An 18763-nucleotide genomic window follows, 5' to 3' on the forward strand; every position below is an offset into this window, starting at 1 on the left:
GCTTTCCTTAAAATTATGCTACCTGTTCTGTTACTACTTGTCGCCACTATGTTGTGGGGCAGTTCTTATATCGCCCTGAAAATCGCGTTTGCAGAGTATTCACCAATGTGGGTTATCTTTTTGCGCATGTTGATTGCCAGTATCTGCTTTTTGGCAATGTGGAAGGGATTGAATAAGTTTAAGTATAAAAAAGGTGACTGGAAACTGTTGTTGCTGATGTCACTGGCGGAGCCTTGTTTGTACTTCATCTTCGAGGCAATGGCGCTACAGTACACATCAGCTGCACAAGCAGGCATGATTACTGCGGTGCTGCCGCCAATTGCAGCCGTGTTGGCCTATATCTTTCTGCAAGAGAGAATGGCATCTACTGCAAAATTAGGCCTGGGCGTAGCTTTCGGCGGCCTAATCTGGCTAAGTCTGGCGGCAGAAGCTAACGAACATGCATTAAATCCCTTGTTGGGTAATACCCTGGAGCTGATAGCGATGGCCTGCTCAGCGGTATATTGCCTGTGCCTCAAAAAACTATCGACGCGCTACACACCATTAGTACTTACAGCCCTTCAGGCTTTTTCCGGCTCGATCTTTTTTATGCCGCTGGCTTTTTCTCAGGGAGTACCAGACTTTCACCCCGGACCGGCAATGTATGCAATTTTATTTCTCGGTGTTTGCGTTACCCTGGGGGCTTATCTTCTGTATAACATGGCAGTTGCTAAAATGGAGCTGAGCAAAGCAACCATTTTCAGCAACTTAACACCGGTTTATGCTATTGGCTTCGCGTATTTGATCCTGGATGAAAACCTGAATAGTCAGCAGCTCATGGCTTGCGGACTCATTCTTTCTGGTGTGGTGCTGGGGCAAGCCAGAAGAAAAAAGGAATCGGTAACGCCTGCAATGCCTGTTTGTGAGTGATTACTTTTGCATTGCGAAGTGATGGCGTTGTGATATGACCCCCATCAGAATAACCTCAAAACGTTAGTAACATTGTACGAAAACAGATTGTAAAAATGTGGTGCGCCTTTGTTTTTCGCTGGCAGGTAAGTAGAATACCGGGTTGGCTGTAAGCCAATCTGCCCATTAGATTAGCCGAAATCAATTAAACAGGGCGCGTAAGTTTTTTAATCAATTGATAAAGGTAAAAATTTTGTCCCTTTCCCCATTAAACCGCTCAGTGTCTGTCGCTCCAATGCTCGATTGGACCGATAGACACTGCCGCTATTTCTTGCGCCTGATTTCTCGCCATACCGTGCTTTACACTGAGATGGTGACAACGGGCGCGATTATATATGGTAAGGGAGATTACCTTGGTTATAACGGCGAGGAGCATCCTGTTGCTGTTCAACTGGGAGGATGCGACCCGGAGCATATGACTCGTTGCGCGGTAAAGTCTCAGGAATATGGCTACGACGAGGTTAATATCAACGTTGGTTGTCCTTCTGATCGGGTTAAAAACGGCAGCTTTGGTGCGTGTTTAATGGCGCAACCTCAGGTGGTTGCCGACTGTGTTAAGGCCATGCAGGCTGAGGTTGATATTCCGGTTACGGTAAAATGCCGGATTGGTATTGACGATATGGATGAATATGAAGATTTCAGTCGCTTTATCGATATTGTTGCTGGCGCTGGTTGTGATACCTTCATTGTGCATGCACGAAAAGCCTGGTTACAAGGGTTGAGCCCCAAGGAAAACCGCGACATTCCGCCGTTAAATTACGCACGGGTCTATCAGTTAAAAGCCGAGCGTCCGGAACTGAATATCTCTATTAATGGCGGCATTACAACGCTGGAGCAAACGTCGGCTCATCTCGAAAAAGTCGATGGTGTAATGATTGGTCGCGAGGTTTATTCGAATCCGTATATTCTGGCCGATGTGGATAATCGTTTTTATAGCGATAACAGAACAACTCCGAGCCGTGCAGAGATCGTGGGTTTAATGCAGGCTTATATCGAACGTCAGGACGCACCTTATTTTAAACCATGGCATGCTGCACGACACATGCTCGGGTTATTTCAGGGGCAACCGGGTGGCCGGGTGTGGCGCCGTTATATCAGCCAGCATGGCACCGGTAAAAACCCGGATCCTAATCTGCTTACTAACGCACTGGCGGCAATGCAGGAAACGGCGGAAAAGGCGATTGAGTACCAATCTAAGGATGTTGGTTAATTTCACAACAAGAGTGGTTAATTTAACCACTCGTTAGTTTGTTCTATTTTTGTACAATTTTTGGTTGTCGTGCCGCTTTTCAAAAATTCCAATATAATCAATCGCTTAAAATTTTTTGAAAGAATGGCACAGGTTTCGCTATCTAGTATGCAACAAATGACTTGTTCAACTAAATAGAGGAATCACCATGAAAACCAAATCAATCATTATTACTTCACTTGTTGCTTTAGGTCTGTCTGTTAGTGCTCAGGCAAACGCGCAGGATTCAGCAGTAGAACGTTTAATGTCCAGTCTGATTGCTAATGCGGTATCTGCTACACAGGCCGAAATTAACTTGGATGTACAACAAAATATTGCTAACGCTGCTCATCACTTTTCATTAACTGATGCGCCTGTAGGTAAAGTATCTGTTCAGGAACTGGCTGCGACTGAAAAGGCTCAAAGCGAGCAGGTGGAAAGCGAGTAAAAGGGGCTTTGGCTATGATGTTCGGCCACGCTCAACTCACTTGTTTTGCCGCAGTCTTACCATGGCGCAGTTCAGGCAGTGGTGCAGCTAAGGGCTCGCGATTAGACATTTGCAAAATCAGGGGATGTACAATCAGACCCCGGGTCTCCACAGGACCAATCCGAAGGCACAGGTAACCGTCAAACGTTACCTGTTTTTTTATGTGTTAAATCATCCATTCCTGCCATCTCCCAGTGCTATTGGTTAGCAAACTTCCGTGCCAGTTCTCTTTAAAATTCCCGTCAAATACCAATCTTGTTACCCGGCCAGCTGTCGGCTTAATTCGCCGATTTTTGAAGTTGGTTAAATTTGTTATTTGAGTGGTTAAATCGACCAACTATTAGTTTGTGTATTTTGCTATGGGTTATTTAAAAATCAGATATTTAAATAAATTTTATATAAAACAGTATCTTAAAATAATTTGAAAGAATGGCACAGCTTTCGCTATCTATTAGTCAACAAATCACTTGTATAACTTAATAGAGGAAACACCATGAAAACTAAACCAATCATCATTACTTCACTTGTTGCTTTAGGTCTGTCTGTTAGTGCGCAGGCTAATGCCCAGGAAAATGCAGTAGAACGTTTAATGTCGAGCTTAATCGCCAATGCCGTATCCATCACCCAGGCGGAAATTAGCCGTGAAGTACAGCAAAACATTGCTAATGCGACTTACCATTTATCTCTGGATGACGCGCCTGTAGGTAAAGTGTCTGTGCAGGACCTGGCCAAGGCTGACAAGCCGGCAGACAATCAGGCCGACGGCGAGTAACGGGCTGCACTGGCTATGATGTTCAGCCATGCATTATTACTGAGTTACGTTGTTTTGCTGCCGCTGATGAGTGTTGGTTTATTTGCCGCCATCACTGCTGCACTACGAAAATACGTACACCGGGTTCGCTTTAAACGTCCGAACCTCACCGCAAGGCAAATTCGAAGGTACAGGTAACTATAAATAGTTACCTGTTTTTTTTTGCGCAACGCAAAAGTACTCTCGGTCCATCTTCTCATAAACGCAGGTGATTCCCTGTCATATCGGACATGATTGCCTTTTTGATTGACGGTCTTACATGCTGATTTTCCTTTTAAGCAAACTACCTGGCTTGCGAATAAAAATAGCAGCTGCCATCACCCAATTTTTCGATGTGGTCAATACAACTAAATGAGTGGTCAAATCTGCCACTATCTGGCTTTAAACTCTTTTAATAATAACTCATTTCAAATTGGATTGAATTAAATCTTTATAATTCAGTGTGTTATTGATTGGCACGCGATTTGTTATATCTAGACAAGAGACAAATAACTTGTTTAACAATGAATAGCCAATCGGAGATTTAATTATGGGAATGTTCACACGTATTAACGACATCATTCAATCAAACATCAATGCGCTGCTGGATAAGGCAGAAGATCCAGAAAAGATGATTCGCCTGATTATTCAGGAAATGCAGGAAACACTGGTTGAGATCCGTACCCTGGCAGCCAAGCATATAGCCGAACAGAAACACCTCAACCGTCAAATTGAAAACCTTGCAAAGCGCGCCGCTCACTGGCAGGTAAATGCAGAGCTGGCAGTCACTAAAGGTAAAGATGATCTTGCCCGCGCGGCACTGAAAGAGAAAAAGAGCATCGAGGCAAAGCAAGCTGAATTGCAGGAGCATCTGGCGGTAATCGATGAAGCATTACTTAAAGTGCAGGATGATACAGCGCGTTTAAACGAGAAGTTAAACGAAGCCAAAGCCAAGCAAAAGGCCCTGGCAATACGCCGCGATTCTGCCGTTGTGCGCATGCAGGCTAAACAGGCCACACACAGCGACAAACTGGAAAGTGTTATGGGGCGTTTTGATCACTATGAACAGCGTGTCGATGAGCTGGAAGCCCGTGTTGAGGCTTACGACCTTACCGACAGTGCAACAAAAAGTTCATTACAGGCAGAGTTTGATGCCCTTGAAAAGGACGATGCCATCGAAAATGAGTTGGCTGCCCTTAAAGCGAAACAAGTAGCCTAACCAGACATGCCCGCAGAGGCGGGCAGTAAATTATCACAGCAAAATAAGCAGGAGTTTGCCATGAAAACTATCTACGAAAAAAAACGTGTTTCCAGAGATTTGAGCCGGGCGGTTATTTCAGGTGTGTGTGCTGGTGTAGCCCGCTATGCTGACATCGATCCGGTTTGGGTTCGCGCCGGTGCAGCTTTAGGTTTAGTGTTCATGCCAATGATTACTCTGCCTGCTTATGTCGCGGCGGTGATCCTGTTACCAAGGAGAGCATAATGAAAAACTTTATTCTTGCCATCCTGATTGCCATCGTGCTGACTAAGGTACTGGGCGGCGTGGCATCCGACTGGTTTGATTTACACCTGGTCATGGGAGATGAGTTGGTGAGTGGTACGTTAGAGTGGATCATTATGGCCGGTGTTGTAGTACTGTTAGTGGTTATTGGTTTTGTGGTTGCTATGAGTATCGCCGCCGCTTTGGGCATCGCCGCTGTTGCAATACTGGGCTCACTGGTGTTTGCCGGCATCGGTATATTCTGGCCAGTCTTACTGATTGTTGGTGCAGTGCTGTTGCTGGGAAGATCAAATCGCGCCGCGGCCTAGGCGCGTTCCCCCTCTCCATCCCATTCGCAGATTTACTTTCCAAGATGAACAACTTAGCATAATAAGCCATACTGAGAGCGAAGGCCGGTGTTTGTCTGAAATGCCAACCGTTAACAAGGATTACTATGAAACAGTATTTGAACGTAAAAATCGTCGGTGCATTAGTAGGGGTTTTATTTCTGCTGTTATGGCTGGTGGGTTTTTACTGGAGTTTTGAGCCAGATACTTTTGATGTAAAAGAAAATACCCATAGCCAGATGATCAGTAGCAATGCGCAGCCGGTGCCGGGTTACACGGTAACGACCACGCTGATTACGGTTGCCAGTACCTTAATGGATAAACCTGGTGGTTATTTGTCTAACGATGTGATGCCTCCTTCGGTTTTTCTGGATAATATGCCCAGTTGGGAGTTTGGTGCGCTGGAAATGGTACGGGATATGTCATTGTCCATGCGTAAGGATTTTAGCCGATCTCAGTCACAGTCTGTTGAAAACCCCCATTTGGTTAAAGCCCAACCCAAATTTAATATCGATAACCGAAGCTGGCTATTTCCATCGGCCGAATCACAATATTCCGAAGCTATTGAGTTTTTAATTCAGTATCGCGATGAACTGGCCGACCCAACCTTAGGTGACAGTCAGTTTTACACCCGCGCCGATAACCTGCGGGAATACCTTAAACAGGTTGAAAAGCGTTTAGGCAGTCTGTCCCAGCGTTTAAGTGCCAGTGTAGAATCGGAGCGGGTAAATACCGATCTGGCCGGTGATAAAGCGGCGTCTAATTCTACTCCTCGTCCAAATTCTGTTCATACCCGTACCAGCTGGTGGCAGCTGGATAACGTGTTTTACGAGGCTCGTGGCGCTACGTGGGCACTTTTACATTTATTAAAAGCAATTGAAGCGGATTTTTCCGGGGTGTTGGAAAATAAAAATGCATTAGTGAGTTTGCAACAAATAATCAAAGAGTTAGAAGCATCTCAGCAAACTATTTGGAGCCCGATGATCTTAAATGGCAGTGGCTTTGGTATGTTAGCTAATCACTCGTTAGTCATGGCGAACTATATTTCTCGTGCAAATGCAGCCATAATTGAATTGTCTGAATTACTCAATCAAGGATAAACGATGAAAAAACGTGTAATTGCCGCCGCTATCGGGGCGCTTTGTATTGCTCCGGTAACCCATGCCGATATGCTTCTCGGTATTTATGCAGGCGCCCAGGGATGGAACACATCTACTTCGGGCGGTTTTTCGGAAAGCTCAGCAGGTACCGCTGACTTTGATTTCGACAGCAAAACCAATGGCTCTGTTTACGTTGCTTTCGAGCATTTTGTGCCACTGGTACCAAACGTAAAAGTAAATTACCTGCAACTGGATACCGATGGCGTAACAGACCTCAGTGCATCCTTTGAGTTTGAAGGCACGGTTTATGAAGCGAACACTTCATTATTAACCGATGCCAGCATTGATAGCGCAGACATTATTTTGTATTACGAAATATTTGATAACGATTTAGTCAGCTTTGATATCGGTATCAACGGTAAATACATTGACGGTACCTTCTATGTTGAAGACGTGGATTCAGGCGAAAGTGGCGAAGCTTCTTTTAAAGGCATCATCCCAATGGCCTACAGCCGGGTGCAGGTTGGCCTGCCATTTACTGGTTTAGGTGTTTATGCTGAAGGTAGCTACCTGTCTTTCGACAGCCATGAGGTGCGCGACATTCAGGCAGCCATTACTTATTCATTTGTTGAGAATCTGGCTATCGATATGACCCTGCAAGTGGGTTATCGTGACATCAGTGTCGACATCGAAGATCTGGACGACATCTACGCCGATCTGGGCTTTGACGGCGTGTTTGCCGGTCTTGAAATTCACTTCTAGTATTTTAAGATATAAAAAAGTAATTTTAATTCTTTCCAGTTACAAACAAAACTCTTTAGCCTTATGGTATGAAAATAAGGCTAATGAGTTATGTCAGCAAATTCTAACAACCCAACTACATCAATAGGTGCGCCAGGAGCTATCCTGAGTGAACCACAATGGAATGCGATCACGCAGGCGATCTCTGGGCTAAATGCTCAGCAGTTAACCTGGGTCAGTGGTTATATCGCTGGTTTAGCGGCATCCGGACAAGCACTTCCGCAAGGCCAGGCTGCCGCAGCGGCAGTAGCCCCAGCAGGTGATGCACCGGTGCTAACCATCCTGTTTGGCTCTCAAACGGGTAACGCTAAAGGTATCGCACAGTCTTTACAAGCCAAGGTAGAAGCGGCTGGTTACTCCAGCAAGCTTGTCAGCATGGCCGATTACAAACCGCGCCAGATAAAGGCTGAAACTCACCTGGCTATCGTGGCCAGCACCCATGGTGAGGGTGAGCCACCTGATGATGCCATTGAGTTGCACGACTTCCTTGGTAGTAAAAAGGCACCGAAAAACGACAAACTCAAGTATGCAGTATTGTCGTTAGGTGATTCCAGCTACGAATTCTTTTGCCAAACCGGTAAAGACTTTGACGAGCGTTTAGCCAAGCTTGGTGGCAAGGCAGTAGTGCCGCGTGTCGACTGTGATGTTGACTACGAAGCAGAAGCCCAGGCCTGGGTTGAGAAACTGATCGAAACCTTAAAAGAGGATTTCACGTCTGTGGGTTCTGCTGCTGTTGCAATGCAAACTGGCTCAGCAGTGACTGCGGTTGCGGCTGCGCAAACCTACACTAAAAAGGCGCCTTATCAGGCGACACTGCTGACATCACAAAAAATCACCGGCCGTGATTCAGTAAAAGACATCCGTCACATCGAAATCAGCCTGGAAGATTCAGGTATCACCTACCAGGCAGGTGATGCACTGGGTGTATGGTTTAAAAATGATGCGGCACTGGCTGATGAAATCATCACGCTCATTCAGGCTTCGGCCGATCAGGAAGTGGAAGTAGGCGGTCATAAGCATTCATTTAAGGACGCGCTGATCAATAAACTGGAATTAACGCTGAGCTATCCAGGCTTTGTTAAGGCTTACCAGCAGGCGTCAGGTTGTGAGGCGTTAGGTAAATTAATGCAGGACAAAGCGGCCTTGCGTGATTATCTGGCCGATCGCCAAATCATCGATATCGTGCGCGATCATCCACACCCGGTGACTGCTGAGCAGTTTGCGGCGGCATGTCGTCCGTTAACACCACGTTTGTACTCTATCGCATCAAGCCAATCAGAAGTGGAAGACGAAGTGCACCTGACTATTGGTCATGTAGATTATGACGCCTATGGCAAACGCCATCAGGGCGGCGCTTCGGGCTACTTGTGTGAGCGTTTAGAAGAAGGCGGTGAAGTTGAGGTGTTTATTGAGCCTAATGATAACTTCCGCTTACCGGCAAACCCTGACACACCGGTAATTATGATCGGTCCGGGTACTGGTATTGCACCGTTCCGCTCGTTCTTGCAGGAACGTGATACTCAGGAAGCCGAAGGTAAAAACTGGTTATTTTTTGGTAACCCTAATTTCACTCAGGATTTCCTTTACCAGCTGGAAATTCAGGCCTACGTGAAAAGTGGTCTGCTTAGCAAAATTAGCCTGGCGTTCTCACGGGATCAGAAAGACAAAATTTATGTTCAGCATCGCCTGCTTGAAGAAGGTAAGGCTGTTTATGAATGGTTAGAAGAAGGTGCCCACCTGTATGTGTGTGGCGATGCTAACCACATGGCAAAAGATGTTGAAAGTGCGCTGCTGGAGATCTTCAAAACCCACGGTGGTAAGAGCGAAGAAGAAGCCAAGGCTTACTTACTGGCACTGCGCAAAGCAAAACGATATCAGAAGGATGTCTATTAATGAGCGATACAAAGTCTCCTTTTATTGTTGAAGGCAAACTGGCCGACAACGAACGCCTTAAGGCACAAAGTCGCCATTTGCGCGGTACCATTGAGCAGGATCTTCAGGATCCGCTTACCGGTGGTTTTACTGCCGATAACTTCCAGTTGATCCGCTTTCACGGCATGTATCAGCAGGACGACCGCGATATTCGCGCCGAGCGTACCAAACAAAAATTAGAGCCGCTGCATAACGTGATGCTGCGTGCCCGTTTGCCTGGCGGTATTTGTAATCCTGAACAATGGCTGGCCATCGACAAGTTTGCCGATGAATACACCATGTATGGCAGCATTCGTTTAACTACCCGTCAAACTTTCCAGTTTCACGGCGTGTTAAAGCCGAACATTAAACTGATGCACCAAACGCTTAACTCAGTGGGTATCGATTCAATCGCTACCGCCGGTGACGTTAACCGTAACGTACTGTGTACTTCAAACCCGATTGAGTCTGAAGTACATCAGCAGGCTTACGAGTGGGCTACTAAGATTAGTGAACACTTACTGCCTAAAACCCGTGCCTATGCAGAAATCTGGTTAAATGGCGAGAAGCTGGAAACCACGGATAAAGAACCTATCTTAGGTGATACCTATCTGCCGCGTAAGTTTAAAACTACGGTTGTCATTCCGCCGCAGAACGATGTAGACGTTCACGCTAACGATCTGAACTTTGTGGCGATTGCTGAAAACGGCAAGCTGGTGGGCTTTAACGTATTAGTGGGCGGTGGCCTGGCCATGACTCATGGCGACAAAACCACTTTCCCGCGTAAAGCCGACGATTTTGGCTTTATTCCGCTGGAGCACACGCTGGCAGTAGCCGAAGCTGTTGTGACCACGCAGCGGGACTGGGGTAACCGGGTTAACCGTAAGAATGCGAAAACCAAGTACACCCTTGAACGTGTTGGTGTGGATAATTTCCGCGCAGAAGTGGAAAAACGCGCTGGTGTTAAGTTTGCTGAGAGCAAACCTTATGAATTTACCAGCCGCGGCGATCGCATCGGCTGGGTTGAAGGAATCGACGGTAAGTTCCACCTGACGCTGTTTATCGAGAACGGTCGTATACTGGACTACCCAGGTAAAACGCTGAAAACCGGTTGCCGTGAAATCGCTAAGATTCACCAGGGTGATTTCCGCATGACGGCTAACCAGAATCTTATTGTTGCTGGCGTACCTGCGGATCAGAAAGATGCGATTGAAGCGCTGGCTCGTGAGCACGGTTTAATTCAGCCTGATGTGTCTAAACAGCGCATGGACTCGATGGCTTGCGTTGCATTGCCAACCTGTCCGCTGGCGATGGCTGAAGCAGAGCGCTTCCTGCCGGGAGCAGTCGATCAGCTTGACGAAGTGATGGCTAAACACGGTTTAAGTGAAGACAGCGTTATCTTCCGCGTTACCGGTTGTCCTAACGGCTGTGGTCGCGCCATGCTGGCTGAAGTCGGTTTGGTGGGTAAAGGCCCGGGCCGTTACAACCTGCACTTAGGTGGTAACCGCGAAGGGACCCGTATTCCTCGTATGTTTAAAGAAAACATCACCGAGCAGGAAATCATGGCGATCCTTGACGAGCTTCTTGGCCAGTGGGCCGGCTCGCGTGAAGCGAATGAGTCATTCGGCGATTTCGTAGTTCGCACAGGCGTGATTGCTCCGGTGATCAACTCCGCTCAGGATTTTTATGACTGATCACGAACTCCAATCGATTCGTCAGCCGGTTACCTTCGAGACAACCGACGAGGAACTGGCGACGATTAATCAGGTGCTGGAAAAGCTGGATACGCCTGCGCGTATCCGCTGGGCGCTGGAGTATTTGCCGGGTAATCACATTGTGTCGTCCAGTTTTGGCGCACAGTCTGCGGTAATGCTGCATTTGCTCACCAGTGCTAAACCTGATATTCCGGTGGTACTCACCGATACCGGGTATTTATTTCCGGAAACTTACCAGTTTGTTGATGAATTGGTAGAACAGCTTAAGCTTAATCTACTGGTGTATCGCGCGGATATCTCGCCAGCCTGGCAGGAAGCCAGATTCGGGCGTCTGTGGGAGCAGGGCATTGATGGCATCGAGCGTTATAACAAAATGAACAAGGTTGAGCCGATGCAACGGGCGCTTAAAGAGCTCGGGGCACAAACCTGGTTTGCGGGTTTACGTCGTAGTCAGGCTGATACGCGTCAGCATTTGCCTGTGTTACAACGTGCCGGTAAGCAGTTCAAGTTGTACCCTATCATCGACTGGTCTAATAAAGACCTGCATTACTATCTTAAAGAGCATGGTCTGTCATACCATCCGCTATGGGACCAGGGCTATGTCTCCATTGGCGACTGGCACACGACACAATCGTTGCAGGAAGGCATGAGTGAGCAGGATACCCGCTTCTTCGGTCTTAAACGCGAATGTGGCCTGCATGAGTTTGGTGACGGTATCTGATGCGTCAGTGATTTACTCCACGCTAAAGTGTGGAGTAAACACCGTTTTGATGTGTTCAATAAACGGCTGAGAATTTTGCTTCGGCAATAAACGGGCTAACTCACTGCCCACTGTAGTAAATTTGTAGTATGTCATCAGAAGATTGCGGTGTTTCACCTGCATTGTCACATTTTGAGTAGCAAATCGTAAGGCCATTGATGTGCCTTTCTCCATTAAACCGGTTTCTATTTCGGTTGAATAGAGTAATTTCATTCCACCCAACGCCAGTAGATCGGTGTACGTTAAACCAAACTGACCTAACTGCGTTTGCGCAGATGGCGAGCTGAACAGCGCGTTGAGCAGCCCCGGAGGCTGATGAAAGCCGGTTATGATTATTGGTGCAGGATCATTGTTTCGCCTGCATGCAAGCTGGCAGGCCACGCTAAACAAGCTGGCATCCCGCTGAGTGAGTTTGGTAAGGGTTTCTAAACTGCGCAGTGAAAAACTGCCCGGGCGCTGCACTTCGACGGCCAGAATCTTTCCCCATAACTCCTGCATGGTCGAAGAGTAGATGTTTTCTGCCATAGAAATAAACGAGTGAAACCAGTCCGGGTCTATTTGCTCCTGCGCTTGTTCGCCGGTTGATACCGATAGGGCAACCGACATAATTTGCTGTAAGTTGGCTAAGCGTTTTTGTTCCCGAAGGGACTGGTAATAGGCCAGTTGCTGACTTTGCTGGGCGGGGTATTCCAACGCCGATTGTTCAATACCAATGGATGAAAACCAGTGTGAGATTCGCTGCTGTGTTGAACTGCTGTGCGAAGTTGTGCGTCGTTTGGCCGAGTCTGATGTTTTAGCGGCAGGTTTGTCGGCCTTCCGTTCTTTACTGGTTGCGCTGGCCCATTGAGGCGCCGAAGTTTGCGTAGGTATTTTCATCCGATAACTTTACCACTTAGCACATAACTAAAAATACTCTGTTTCTACTTTAGTGTGAAGGAAGTTTACTAGGCAAAGCGGTATATTAGCGGTAGGATACTTTTACGTTGGTCAAAACTCACACAAAATGTCTGCGGAATACGATAACGATGAGCTGATATTTCTTGATGAAGACACCCATCAGGAACTGGAGCAGAAAAATAAAAGACAATGGAATATCTTAATCGTAGACGATGATGAAGAGATCCATACTGTAACTCGTCTGGCGTTGTCCGACCTGGAAATTCACGATCGCAAGCTTAACTTCCTGCATGCCTATTCTGGCAAAGAAGCCAAAGCAAAGCTTAATGAGCACGGCAGTGATATTGCCATTATTTTGTTAGATGTTGTGATGGAAACCGATGATGCTGGTCTGACGGTAGTACAGTATCTTCGGGAAACCTTAAATCACCATGAGCCAAGGATTATCCTGCGCACGGGGCAACCCGGTTTTGCTCCAGAAGAAGAGGTGATAAAAACCTACGACATTAACGACTACAAAACCAAAACCGAGCTAACCCGCGCCAAACTGCTTACCACGGTTATTTCATCGGTACGTTCATACCAACAAATTTTAACGATTAACCAAAGCCGGCTTGGCTTACAGAAAATTATTCATTCAGCGTCTAATTTGCTCGAAGAACATTCTGTGAAAGGATTTTGTGAAGGCATCGTAACGCAAATCAGTTCCTTAATAGGGCTTGAAGCCGAAGGTATTGTCTGTGCCCGGGCAGGCTCTGTTATCGACCGCGATGACGACGGCGTCTATGTGTTAGGGGCGGCAGGGGATTATGCGCCCTTTATTAATGAACGCATTGAGTCACTGCATAATACATTTATTGTCGAAAATGTTGGGCGCTGCCTGCGCTTAAAACAGCACATTTTTGAAGGCGGAGTGTCGGTGCTGTACTTAAACAGTTCCGGATTTGAAGCCGCGGTGTACCTTAACCTGCATACCGAAATCAGTGGCTTAGATAAACAACTGCTCGAAGTATTTCTGTCGAGTATTTCCATTGGCTATGAAAACGTAAATCTGTTTCATGAGTTGCGCAATGCCGCCTTCAGGGACTGGTTAACCCGATTGCCGAACCGAAATGAATTTATCAATATCCTTGACCACCCACAAAACTATCATGGCAAAGAACAGCTTTGTGCTGCGCTGATAGATATTAATCAGTTTTCCGATATTAATGACGGTCTTGGCCAGGAAGCCGGAAATGAATTGCTTAAAGCGGTTGCCAGGCGTCTGCACCAATGTTTTGGCGTAGAAGTGAAGAAAAGCCGAATTGCGGCTGACGTATTTGGTATTTTTGGTAAAGCGGAAGATGTGACCCCAGCACTGATCAATCAGGCATTTCAACAGCCTTTCAATGCTGGCGATAACACCATGCCGCTGAACGTGACCATTGGCCTTTGTGTATTAGGCCGTAAACCCGAAGCTGGTGTGGATGTTCTTAAGCGAACTAACATAGCCCTTAATCGGGCGAAGAAAATACCCACCACCAACTTTGAGTTTTTTGCCCCGGAAATTGAAGAACAAACAACCTGGCGTCTGCATATGATTCGACGCCTGCGTAATGATTTTATGGCGCGCAAACTGGAACTGTGGTTTCAGCCACAGGTGGATTTATCCAGCGAAAATGTCATCGGCATGGAGGGCTTGCTGCGCTGGCCGGACGGCAATGGTGGCTACATCTCACCTGCTGAGTTTGTGCCGTTAGCCGAATATTCCGGCTTGATCGTTGATATCGGTTACTGGGTGGTGGAAGAGTCCTGCAGACGTCTTCAGGAGTTGGCAAAACTGGGCTACAGTAAATTAAGAGTGGCCGTAAATGTTTCAATTCCGCAGTTTCGAGACCCTCAGTTTGTTGACAGTATTAAGCAATTAGTCACCAAAGCAGGCATAAGCCCTAACTTACTGGAACTGGAGATCACCGAAAGTGTGGTGATGGATGAACCGCAAATCGTGATTGATGCGTTGACGGATCTTAAGCAACACGGTTTTACCATTGCTATTGACGACTTTGGTACCGGATTCTCGTCGATGAGCTATTTGCAAAAGTTACCGCTGGATCGTTTAAAGGTAGACCGTTCTTTTGTTGCCGAAATTCGCCCGGGTGAAACCGCATTTATTGCAGAAACCATTGTTACGCTGGGTACAAAACTGGGGCTTACCACTATCGCTGAAGGTATAGAAAAACGTGAGCAGGCCAGTTTTATGATTAAACTCGGCTGTGATGAAGCCCAGGGCTACCTGTTTGGCAAACCCATGCCATTCACTCAGCTTGTGGAATTTCTTGCTGAGCGGGAAACTGCATAACTACTATTCCTGCGAGAAAATTGATCTTTTTTGATTTGTTTCACATAGTGTCATATTAGTGTCATAAAGCTGTGATTTAGCATTTGCTTAATGCCATGATATACAGTACAGTAAACATATCGTTAACAAAAGGAGATTTTCTCATGCGTAAAGTTGTATTAGCATCATTGCTTATTGTTGGAGCTAGTGTGGCGCATGCGGACACAGGTAGCGATAAAGCATTTTCTTGTATGGATGCAAAGACGTTTGAAATAAATAGCACATGTATGGTTGATAAAATCAGCAACAACATGGACTTCCAGGCTGCACAACAGAATATTGTTGAAGCTGCTGGCACCAACAGCAGCAAGTATGCGATGGCAACTATGACTTTTAATGTCGAAGAAATGACTATCGATATCGTCGCGCACCGCGATGCACTGCTCGTTCGTAATGCAACAGAGCAAAAATAGCCGTCAGTAATAACAGCTGATATCAAAAACCGGAGATGTTCTCCGGTTTTTTTCGTTATGGGGGTTGCCTGGCCTGGTCAGGGTATCAACGATTTAGTCGTTGAACACCCGGTTTAAACCATTCAGAGCCGCCACCCGATAGGCTTCTGCCATGGTGGGGTAGTTAAAGGTCGTATTAATAAAATACTCGATGGTATTGCCACCGCCCTGCTGTTGCATAATTGCCTGGCCGATGTGGACGATTTCTGATGCACGCTCACCAAAACAATGAATCCCCAATACCTCCTTGGTCTCCCGATGGAACAGGATCTTAAGACTGCCCACCTGGGTTGATGCGATTTGGGCACGGGCCAGATGCTTAAACTGGGCGCGGCCTACTTCGTAAGGAATTTTAAGTTGCGTAAGTTCCTGTTCGTTTTTACCTACCGAACTGATCTCAGGGATGGTGTAAATTCCGGTTGGGATATCTTCAACCAATTGGGCGTTGGCATTGCCGTGTAACATAGCTTCGGCTGCAAAGCGCCCCTGGTTATATGCCGCAGAGGCAAGACTGGGGTAACCAATAACGTCACCGATGGCATAGATGTTATCTACCTCGGTTTGGTAATTGTGGTTAACTTTAAGCTGGCCGCGAGAGTCCGCTTTAAGGCCAACATTCTGTAAATTTAGCATGTCGGTGTTACCGGTTCTGCCATTGGCGAACAGCAGGCAATCAGCCCGCATACGTTTGCCGGATTCCAGATTTAATATGACGGAATCTTCTCGTCCTTCAACCGAGCTGTAGCTTTCAGTATGACGGATAACGACGCCGTTATTCCACAAATGGTAACTCAGCGCATCTGAAATTTCGGCATCAAGAAATGAGAGTAGTCTGTCGCGCATATTAACCAGGTCAACTTTGACACCCAAACCCCGAAAAATAGAGGCGTATTCCGTTCCAATAACCCCGGCACCATAAATAATGATCGACTGTGGTTCATGATCAAGATTGAGGATGGTATCTGAGTTGTAGATTCGTGGATGATTAAAATCGATGTCTTTCGGGCAGTACGGGCGCGAGCCTGTCGCTATCGCGGTTTTCTCACCGGTAATTATTTCTTTAGAACCATCATTACGGGTAATTTCCACGGTGTGCGCATCAATAAAACTTGCTTCACCATGAATAAGAGTGACACGGTTACGATCATAAAACGTTGAACGTAAGCGTGACTGACTTTTAATCACACCGCTGGCATGCTGCATGATGTCTGAAAATGTCAGGTTACGTGAAACGTGATTATCAGCAAATAATGGCGTTGTATTATACTCAATCAAACGACTCACTGAGTGTCGTAACGCTTTGGATGGAATGGTTCCCCAATGGGTGCAACCGCCACCTACCGCATGATATTTTTCTATAACCGCCACTTTCTTTCCGGCTTTGGCAAGCTGCATGGCTGCGCCTTCACCACCCGGTCCGGTTCCGATGACAATCGCATCGAATTGATATGCTGGTTTCGCTGTTTTCTTCTTGGTTGTCATAATTATGCGCTATTCAACGTAGGTTGTTTGAATGATTGGGAGATATCAAAAATTATAGTAGCAAAAAATACTGATATGTTTAGGTTTTTCTATGTGTCCTGGTATCTTTACCGCTCACCGGTTAGCCCGTAACGGTTTAATTTGTAGAACCGGCTTTTCTGATGTCGGCGGCCAGTTGGTCTAACTGGTTAAATGAAAGTGTAAACACGGTGCCCTTACCGAGTGTTGAGTCTACGCTGATAGTGCCGTTAAAGGCTTCCTCCAGCCAGACCTTAGCCATATGTAAACCAAGCCCGGTATGTTGATTATTGCGTTGGGAGGTATAGAAAGGATCAAAAATAAATGGCATCACATCTCTAGCGATGCCCACACCATTATCAGCAATGGTCACCAGTATTCTGTCATTCTGCGCTTTGCTTTTAATGGTAATGCAGGCGCCGGACATGCCTTTAAATGCATGTTCGATAGCATTGGAAATACATATTTGCACAATCTGAGTAAAGGCCCCGGCATAACCGGTTAAGGTAATGTCAGCGGGAATATCGGATTCCAGTCGTACATTACTGCGTTTCAGTAAGCCCTTCATCGAATGGCAAAGATCGTTGAGATGTTGACCTACGTTAAATGTATTTAATTCGTCATTGGCCCGTTCAAAGGTGAGTCGTTTAAAGCCCTGTATAAGTTCGACGGCGCGTCGATTATTATGTTGAGCCTGTTCCAGCGATTGTTGCGAGTCGCTCAGAAAACTCTCAAACGCCGTTTTAGTCAGACCTGTTTGCTTTTGCGTAATGAGCTTTTCGAGTAGCCTTTCCTGATTAGAAAGCGCCAGTTGGGTAGCACCCACCGGGGTATTAAGCTCATGTGCTAATCCTGCCACCATTACGCTCAGTGAGGACAATTTTTTTGCTTCGGCGAGTTCTTCAATAAGAGTGGATTGTCTCTGCAGCGCCTGTTGCAGATTATTTCGCTCGTTTTGCACAGACTGACTTAGTTTGTTCAGTTGCGTAAGGTGTCGCCAGTAAGCGTAAAGGATGCTTAGTCCGCCTAATGCGGTCACAAAAGTGATGATAGAAGCAAAAACGATGGCCTGGCGTTTTACTGCTGGCAGCAATTCAGCAGGGGTTCTGGCGATAATATGAATGTCCTGCAGGCCGCCCTCACTATTAGCGGTAGTTAGCAAAGTTTGCACAGTGAATAGCTGATTATTAAGTTCGTCGCCCTGAACCAGGTTTCCGGCTTTTATCTTTGCGGCAATTTCAGGTAAGTCTGTCACAATATCAGCACGCTTTTCAGCCAGGTCTGCGTGCCATGTTTTGCCGGGCTCAGGATGAACAATCCAACGATAATCACCGGCGCCGATGAGTAGCTCATTATCTGCTTGATTAAGTGCCTGAAGTTGACTCAGCAACGACCGTAAATCAAAGTTTATTACCAGTAATCCCTCCCCCATGCTGGGTAAGGATGCCTTGATAACAGCCCTTAATGTGGGTTGCAAAGGTCTCTGTACCTGGCCGTTCTCTACATTAAGATCAATCTGAGAAATAAAAACCTGCTCCCATGAGAGTGCCATACCCGCCGTAAAGTAATAGCGCCGACTTTTATTTTGCAGCATTTCGGTAGCAACTTTTATTACCTCGTTATCGGGCGTTCGGTCTACCCGGACCTGTTCTTTCCCGGTTAAATCTATCCAGCGTGCCTGTAACAAATCTGAGTAAATACGAAACATCGAAAACATGACCTGTTCCAGCTCTGATTGTTCTGGATTGAGTAATGTCAGCTCGTGCCTGAATAATCGGATTTGGGTATCAACCAGGCTTAATCTGGCATTGATCCGGAGTGCGGTTTGATCGGTTAAGGCATTTTGTTTAATTTCTAACGGTCGTTTCAAGTCGTTATAGTGTTGCTGATAGGTAAAATGACCTACCAGAACACAAACAAAAACAATAAAAAGAACGGATAAATATCGCCAGCGTGCGGGGATCTGCAAT

General features: G+C 46.4%; 17 protein-coding genes. 14 read left to right on the plus strand and 3 right to left on the minus strand.

What is annotated here, in order from left to right; all coding sequences use genetic code 11:
* The first annotated feature begins 15 nt into the window (after positions 1 to 15).
* The 12 genes from BFC17_RS18310 to BFC17_RS18365 all read left to right on the plus strand — a co-directional run bounded on the left by BFC17_RS18310 (position 16) and on the right by BFC17_RS18365 (position 11528).
* Entirely contained in the window at positions 16 to 909 is an 894-nt protein-coding gene (locus BFC17_RS18310; RefSeq protein ID WP_070177915.1) for a DMT family transporter, read from the plus strand.
* Between the two features lie 232 nt (positions 910 to 1141).
* Complete coding sequence (dusA, locus tag BFC17_RS18315) at positions 1142 to 2158, plus strand: tRNA dihydrouridine(20/20a) synthase DusA (protein ID WP_373287139.1); 1017 nt, start codon at positions 1142 to 1144, stop codon at positions 2156 to 2158.
* A 187-nt stretch (positions 2159 to 2345) separates the two neighbouring features.
* The gene (locus BFC17_RS18320; protein ID WP_070177917.1) at positions 2346 to 2624 is read left to right on the plus strand and encodes a hypothetical protein; all 279 of its coding nucleotides are present in this window, start codon (positions 2346 to 2348) and stop codon (positions 2622 to 2624) included.
* 532 nt (positions 2625 to 3156) lie between these two features.
* The gene (locus tag BFC17_RS18325) at positions 3157 to 3435 is read left to right on the plus strand and encodes a hypothetical protein (protein ID WP_070177918.1); all 279 of its coding nucleotides are present in this window, start codon (positions 3157 to 3159) and stop codon (positions 3433 to 3435) included.
* Between the two features lie 568 nt (positions 3436 to 4003).
* Complete coding sequence (pspA, locus tag BFC17_RS18330) at positions 4004 to 4672, plus strand: phage shock protein PspA (protein WP_070177919.1); 669 nt, start codon at positions 4004 to 4006, stop codon at positions 4670 to 4672.
* Positions 4673 to 4732: 60 nt separating this feature from the next.
* Positions 4733 to 4936 (plus strand): PspC domain-containing protein, encoded by a 204-nt coding sequence (locus BFC17_RS18335; protein WP_070177997.1) that lies wholly within the window; start codon positions 4733 to 4735, stop codon positions 4934 to 4936.
* On the plus strand, positions 4936 to 5262 hold the full coding sequence (locus BFC17_RS18340; protein WP_070177920.1) for a hypothetical protein: 327 nt from the start codon (positions 4936 to 4938) through the stop codon (positions 5260 to 5262). Before BFC17_RS18335 ends, BFC17_RS18340 begins: the two co-directional genes overlap by 1 nt.
* Before the next feature lie 125 nt (positions 5263 to 5387).
* Entirely contained in the window at positions 5388 to 6380 is a 993-nt protein-coding gene (locus BFC17_RS18345) for a DUF2333 family protein (protein WP_070177921.1), read from the plus strand.
* Between the two features lie 3 nt (positions 6381 to 6383).
* Positions 6384 to 7142, plus strand: a complete 759-nt coding sequence (locus BFC17_RS18350) for a TIGR04219 family outer membrane beta-barrel protein (protein WP_070177922.1) — start codon at positions 6384 to 6386, stop codon at positions 7140 to 7142.
* A 90-nt stretch (positions 7143 to 7232) separates the two neighbouring features.
* Positions 7233 to 9074 (plus strand): assimilatory sulfite reductase (NADPH) flavoprotein subunit, encoded by a 1842-nt coding sequence (locus BFC17_RS18355; protein WP_070177923.1) that lies wholly within the window; start codon positions 7233 to 7235, stop codon positions 9072 to 9074.
* Positions 9074 to 10786 (plus strand): assimilatory sulfite reductase (NADPH) hemoprotein subunit, encoded by a 1713-nt coding sequence (gene cysI / locus BFC17_RS18360; protein WP_070177924.1) that lies wholly within the window; start codon positions 9074 to 9076, stop codon positions 10784 to 10786. Before BFC17_RS18355 ends, cysI begins: the two co-directional genes overlap by 1 nt.
* Entirely contained in the window at positions 10779 to 11528 is a 750-nt protein-coding gene (locus BFC17_RS18365) for a phosphoadenylyl-sulfate reductase (RefSeq protein WP_070177925.1), read from the plus strand. The genes cysI and BFC17_RS18365 overlap by 8 nt, the downstream gene beginning before the upstream one ends.
* 12 nt (positions 11529 to 11540) lie before the next feature.
* Here BFC17_RS18365 and BFC17_RS18370 read toward each other — a convergent pair whose 3' ends face one another.
* Positions 11541 to 12443 carry a TIGR03899 family protein gene (locus BFC17_RS18370; RefSeq protein ID WP_083271824.1) on the minus strand — a complete coding sequence of 301 codons (903 nt, stop codon included), beginning with the start codon at positions 12441 to 12443 and terminating at the stop codon, positions 11541 to 11543.
* A 127-nt stretch (positions 12444 to 12570) separates the two neighbouring features.
* Here BFC17_RS18370 and BFC17_RS18375 point away from each other — a divergent pair, with 127 nt between their 5' ends.
* Both BFC17_RS18375 and BFC17_RS18380 read left to right on the plus strand, forming a co-directional pair.
* Complete coding sequence (locus BFC17_RS18375; RefSeq protein WP_070177926.1) at positions 12571 to 14802, plus strand: two-component system response regulator; 2232 nt, start codon at positions 12571 to 12573, stop codon at positions 14800 to 14802.
* 143 nt (positions 14803 to 14945) lie between these two features.
* Positions 14946 to 15254: a hypothetical protein gene (locus BFC17_RS18380; RefSeq protein ID WP_070177927.1), complete on the plus strand. Its 309-nt coding sequence runs from the start codon at positions 14946 to 14948 to the stop codon at positions 15252 to 15254.
* Positions 15255 to 15347: 93 nt separating this feature from the next.
* Here BFC17_RS18380 and sthA read toward each other — a convergent pair whose 3' ends face one another.
* Together sthA and BFC17_RS18390 are read right to left on the minus strand one after the other, a co-directional pair.
* The gene (gene sthA / locus BFC17_RS18385) at positions 15348 to 16775 is read right to left on the minus strand and encodes a Si-specific NAD(P)(+) transhydrogenase (RefSeq protein ID WP_070177928.1); all 1428 of its coding nucleotides are present in this window, start codon (positions 16773 to 16775) and stop codon (positions 15348 to 15350) included.
* A 136-nt stretch (positions 16776 to 16911) separates the two neighbouring features.
* On the minus strand, positions 16912 to 18663 hold the full coding sequence (locus tag BFC17_RS18390; RefSeq protein WP_139142124.1) for a sensor histidine kinase: 1752 nt from the start codon (positions 18661 to 18663) through the stop codon (positions 16912 to 16914).
* Between the last annotated feature and the right edge of the window lie 100 nt (positions 18664 to 18763).

It is taken from the genome of Marisediminitalea lipolytica, from assembly GCF_001758465.1.
GTDB lineage: Bacteria > Pseudomonadota > Gammaproteobacteria > Enterobacterales > Alteromonadaceae > Alteromonas > Alteromonas lipolytica.

Bases quoted from the DNA above. Each gene is read 5' to 3' on its own strand.
- BFC17_RS18350 (WP_070177922.1), top strand. From the start codon at position 6,384: ATGAAAAAACGTGTAATTGCCGCCGCTATCGGGGCGCTTTGTATTGCT.
- BFC17_RS18340 (WP_070177920.1), top strand. From the start codon at position 4,936: ATGAAAAACTTTATTCTTGCCATCCTGATTGCCATCGTGCTGACTAAG.
- cysI (WP_070177924.1), top strand. From the start codon at position 9,074: ATGAGCGATACAAAGTCTCCTTTTATTGTTGAAGGCAAACTGGCCGAC.
- BFC17_RS18310 (WP_070177915.1), top strand. From the start codon at position 16: ATGCTACCTGTTCTGTTACTACTTGTCGCCACTATGTTGTGGGGCAGT.
- BFC17_RS18345 (WP_070177921.1), top strand. From the start codon at position 5,388: ATGAAACAGTATTTGAACGTAAAAATCGTCGGTGCATTAGTAGGGGTT.
- BFC17_RS18335 (WP_070177997.1), top strand. From the start codon at position 4,733: ATGAAAACTATCTACGAAAAAAAACGTGTTTCCAGAGATTTGAGCCGG.
- BFC17_RS18380 (WP_070177927.1), top strand. From the start codon at position 14,946: ATGCGTAAAGTTGTATTAGCATCATTGCTTATTGTTGGAGCTAGTGTG.
- pspA (WP_070177919.1), top strand. From the start codon at position 4,004: ATGGGAATGTTCACACGTATTAACGACATCATTCAATCAAACATCAAT.
- sthA (WP_070177928.1), bottom strand. From the start codon at position 16,775: ATGACAACCAAGAAGAAAACAGCGAAACCAGCATATCAATTCGATGCG.
- BFC17_RS18320 (WP_070177917.1), top strand. From the start codon at position 2,346: ATGAAAACCAAATCAATCATTATTACTTCACTTGTTGCTTTAGGTCTG.
- BFC17_RS18370 (WP_083271824.1), bottom strand. From the start codon at position 12,443: ATGAAAATACCTACGCAAACTTCGGCGCCTCAATGGGCCAGCGCAACC.
- BFC17_RS18325 (WP_070177918.1), top strand. From the start codon at position 3,157: ATGAAAACTAAACCAATCATCATTACTTCACTTGTTGCTTTAGGTCTG.
- BFC17_RS18375 (WP_070177926.1), top strand. From the start codon at position 12,571: ATGTCTGCGGAATACGATAACGATGAGCTGATATTTCTTGATGAAGAC.
- BFC17_RS18355 (WP_070177923.1), top strand. From the start codon at position 7,233: ATGTCAGCAAATTCTAACAACCCAACTACATCAATAGGTGCGCCAGGA.
- BFC17_RS18365 (WP_070177925.1), top strand. From the start codon at position 10,779: ATGACTGATCACGAACTCCAATCGATTCGTCAGCCGGTTACCTTCGAG.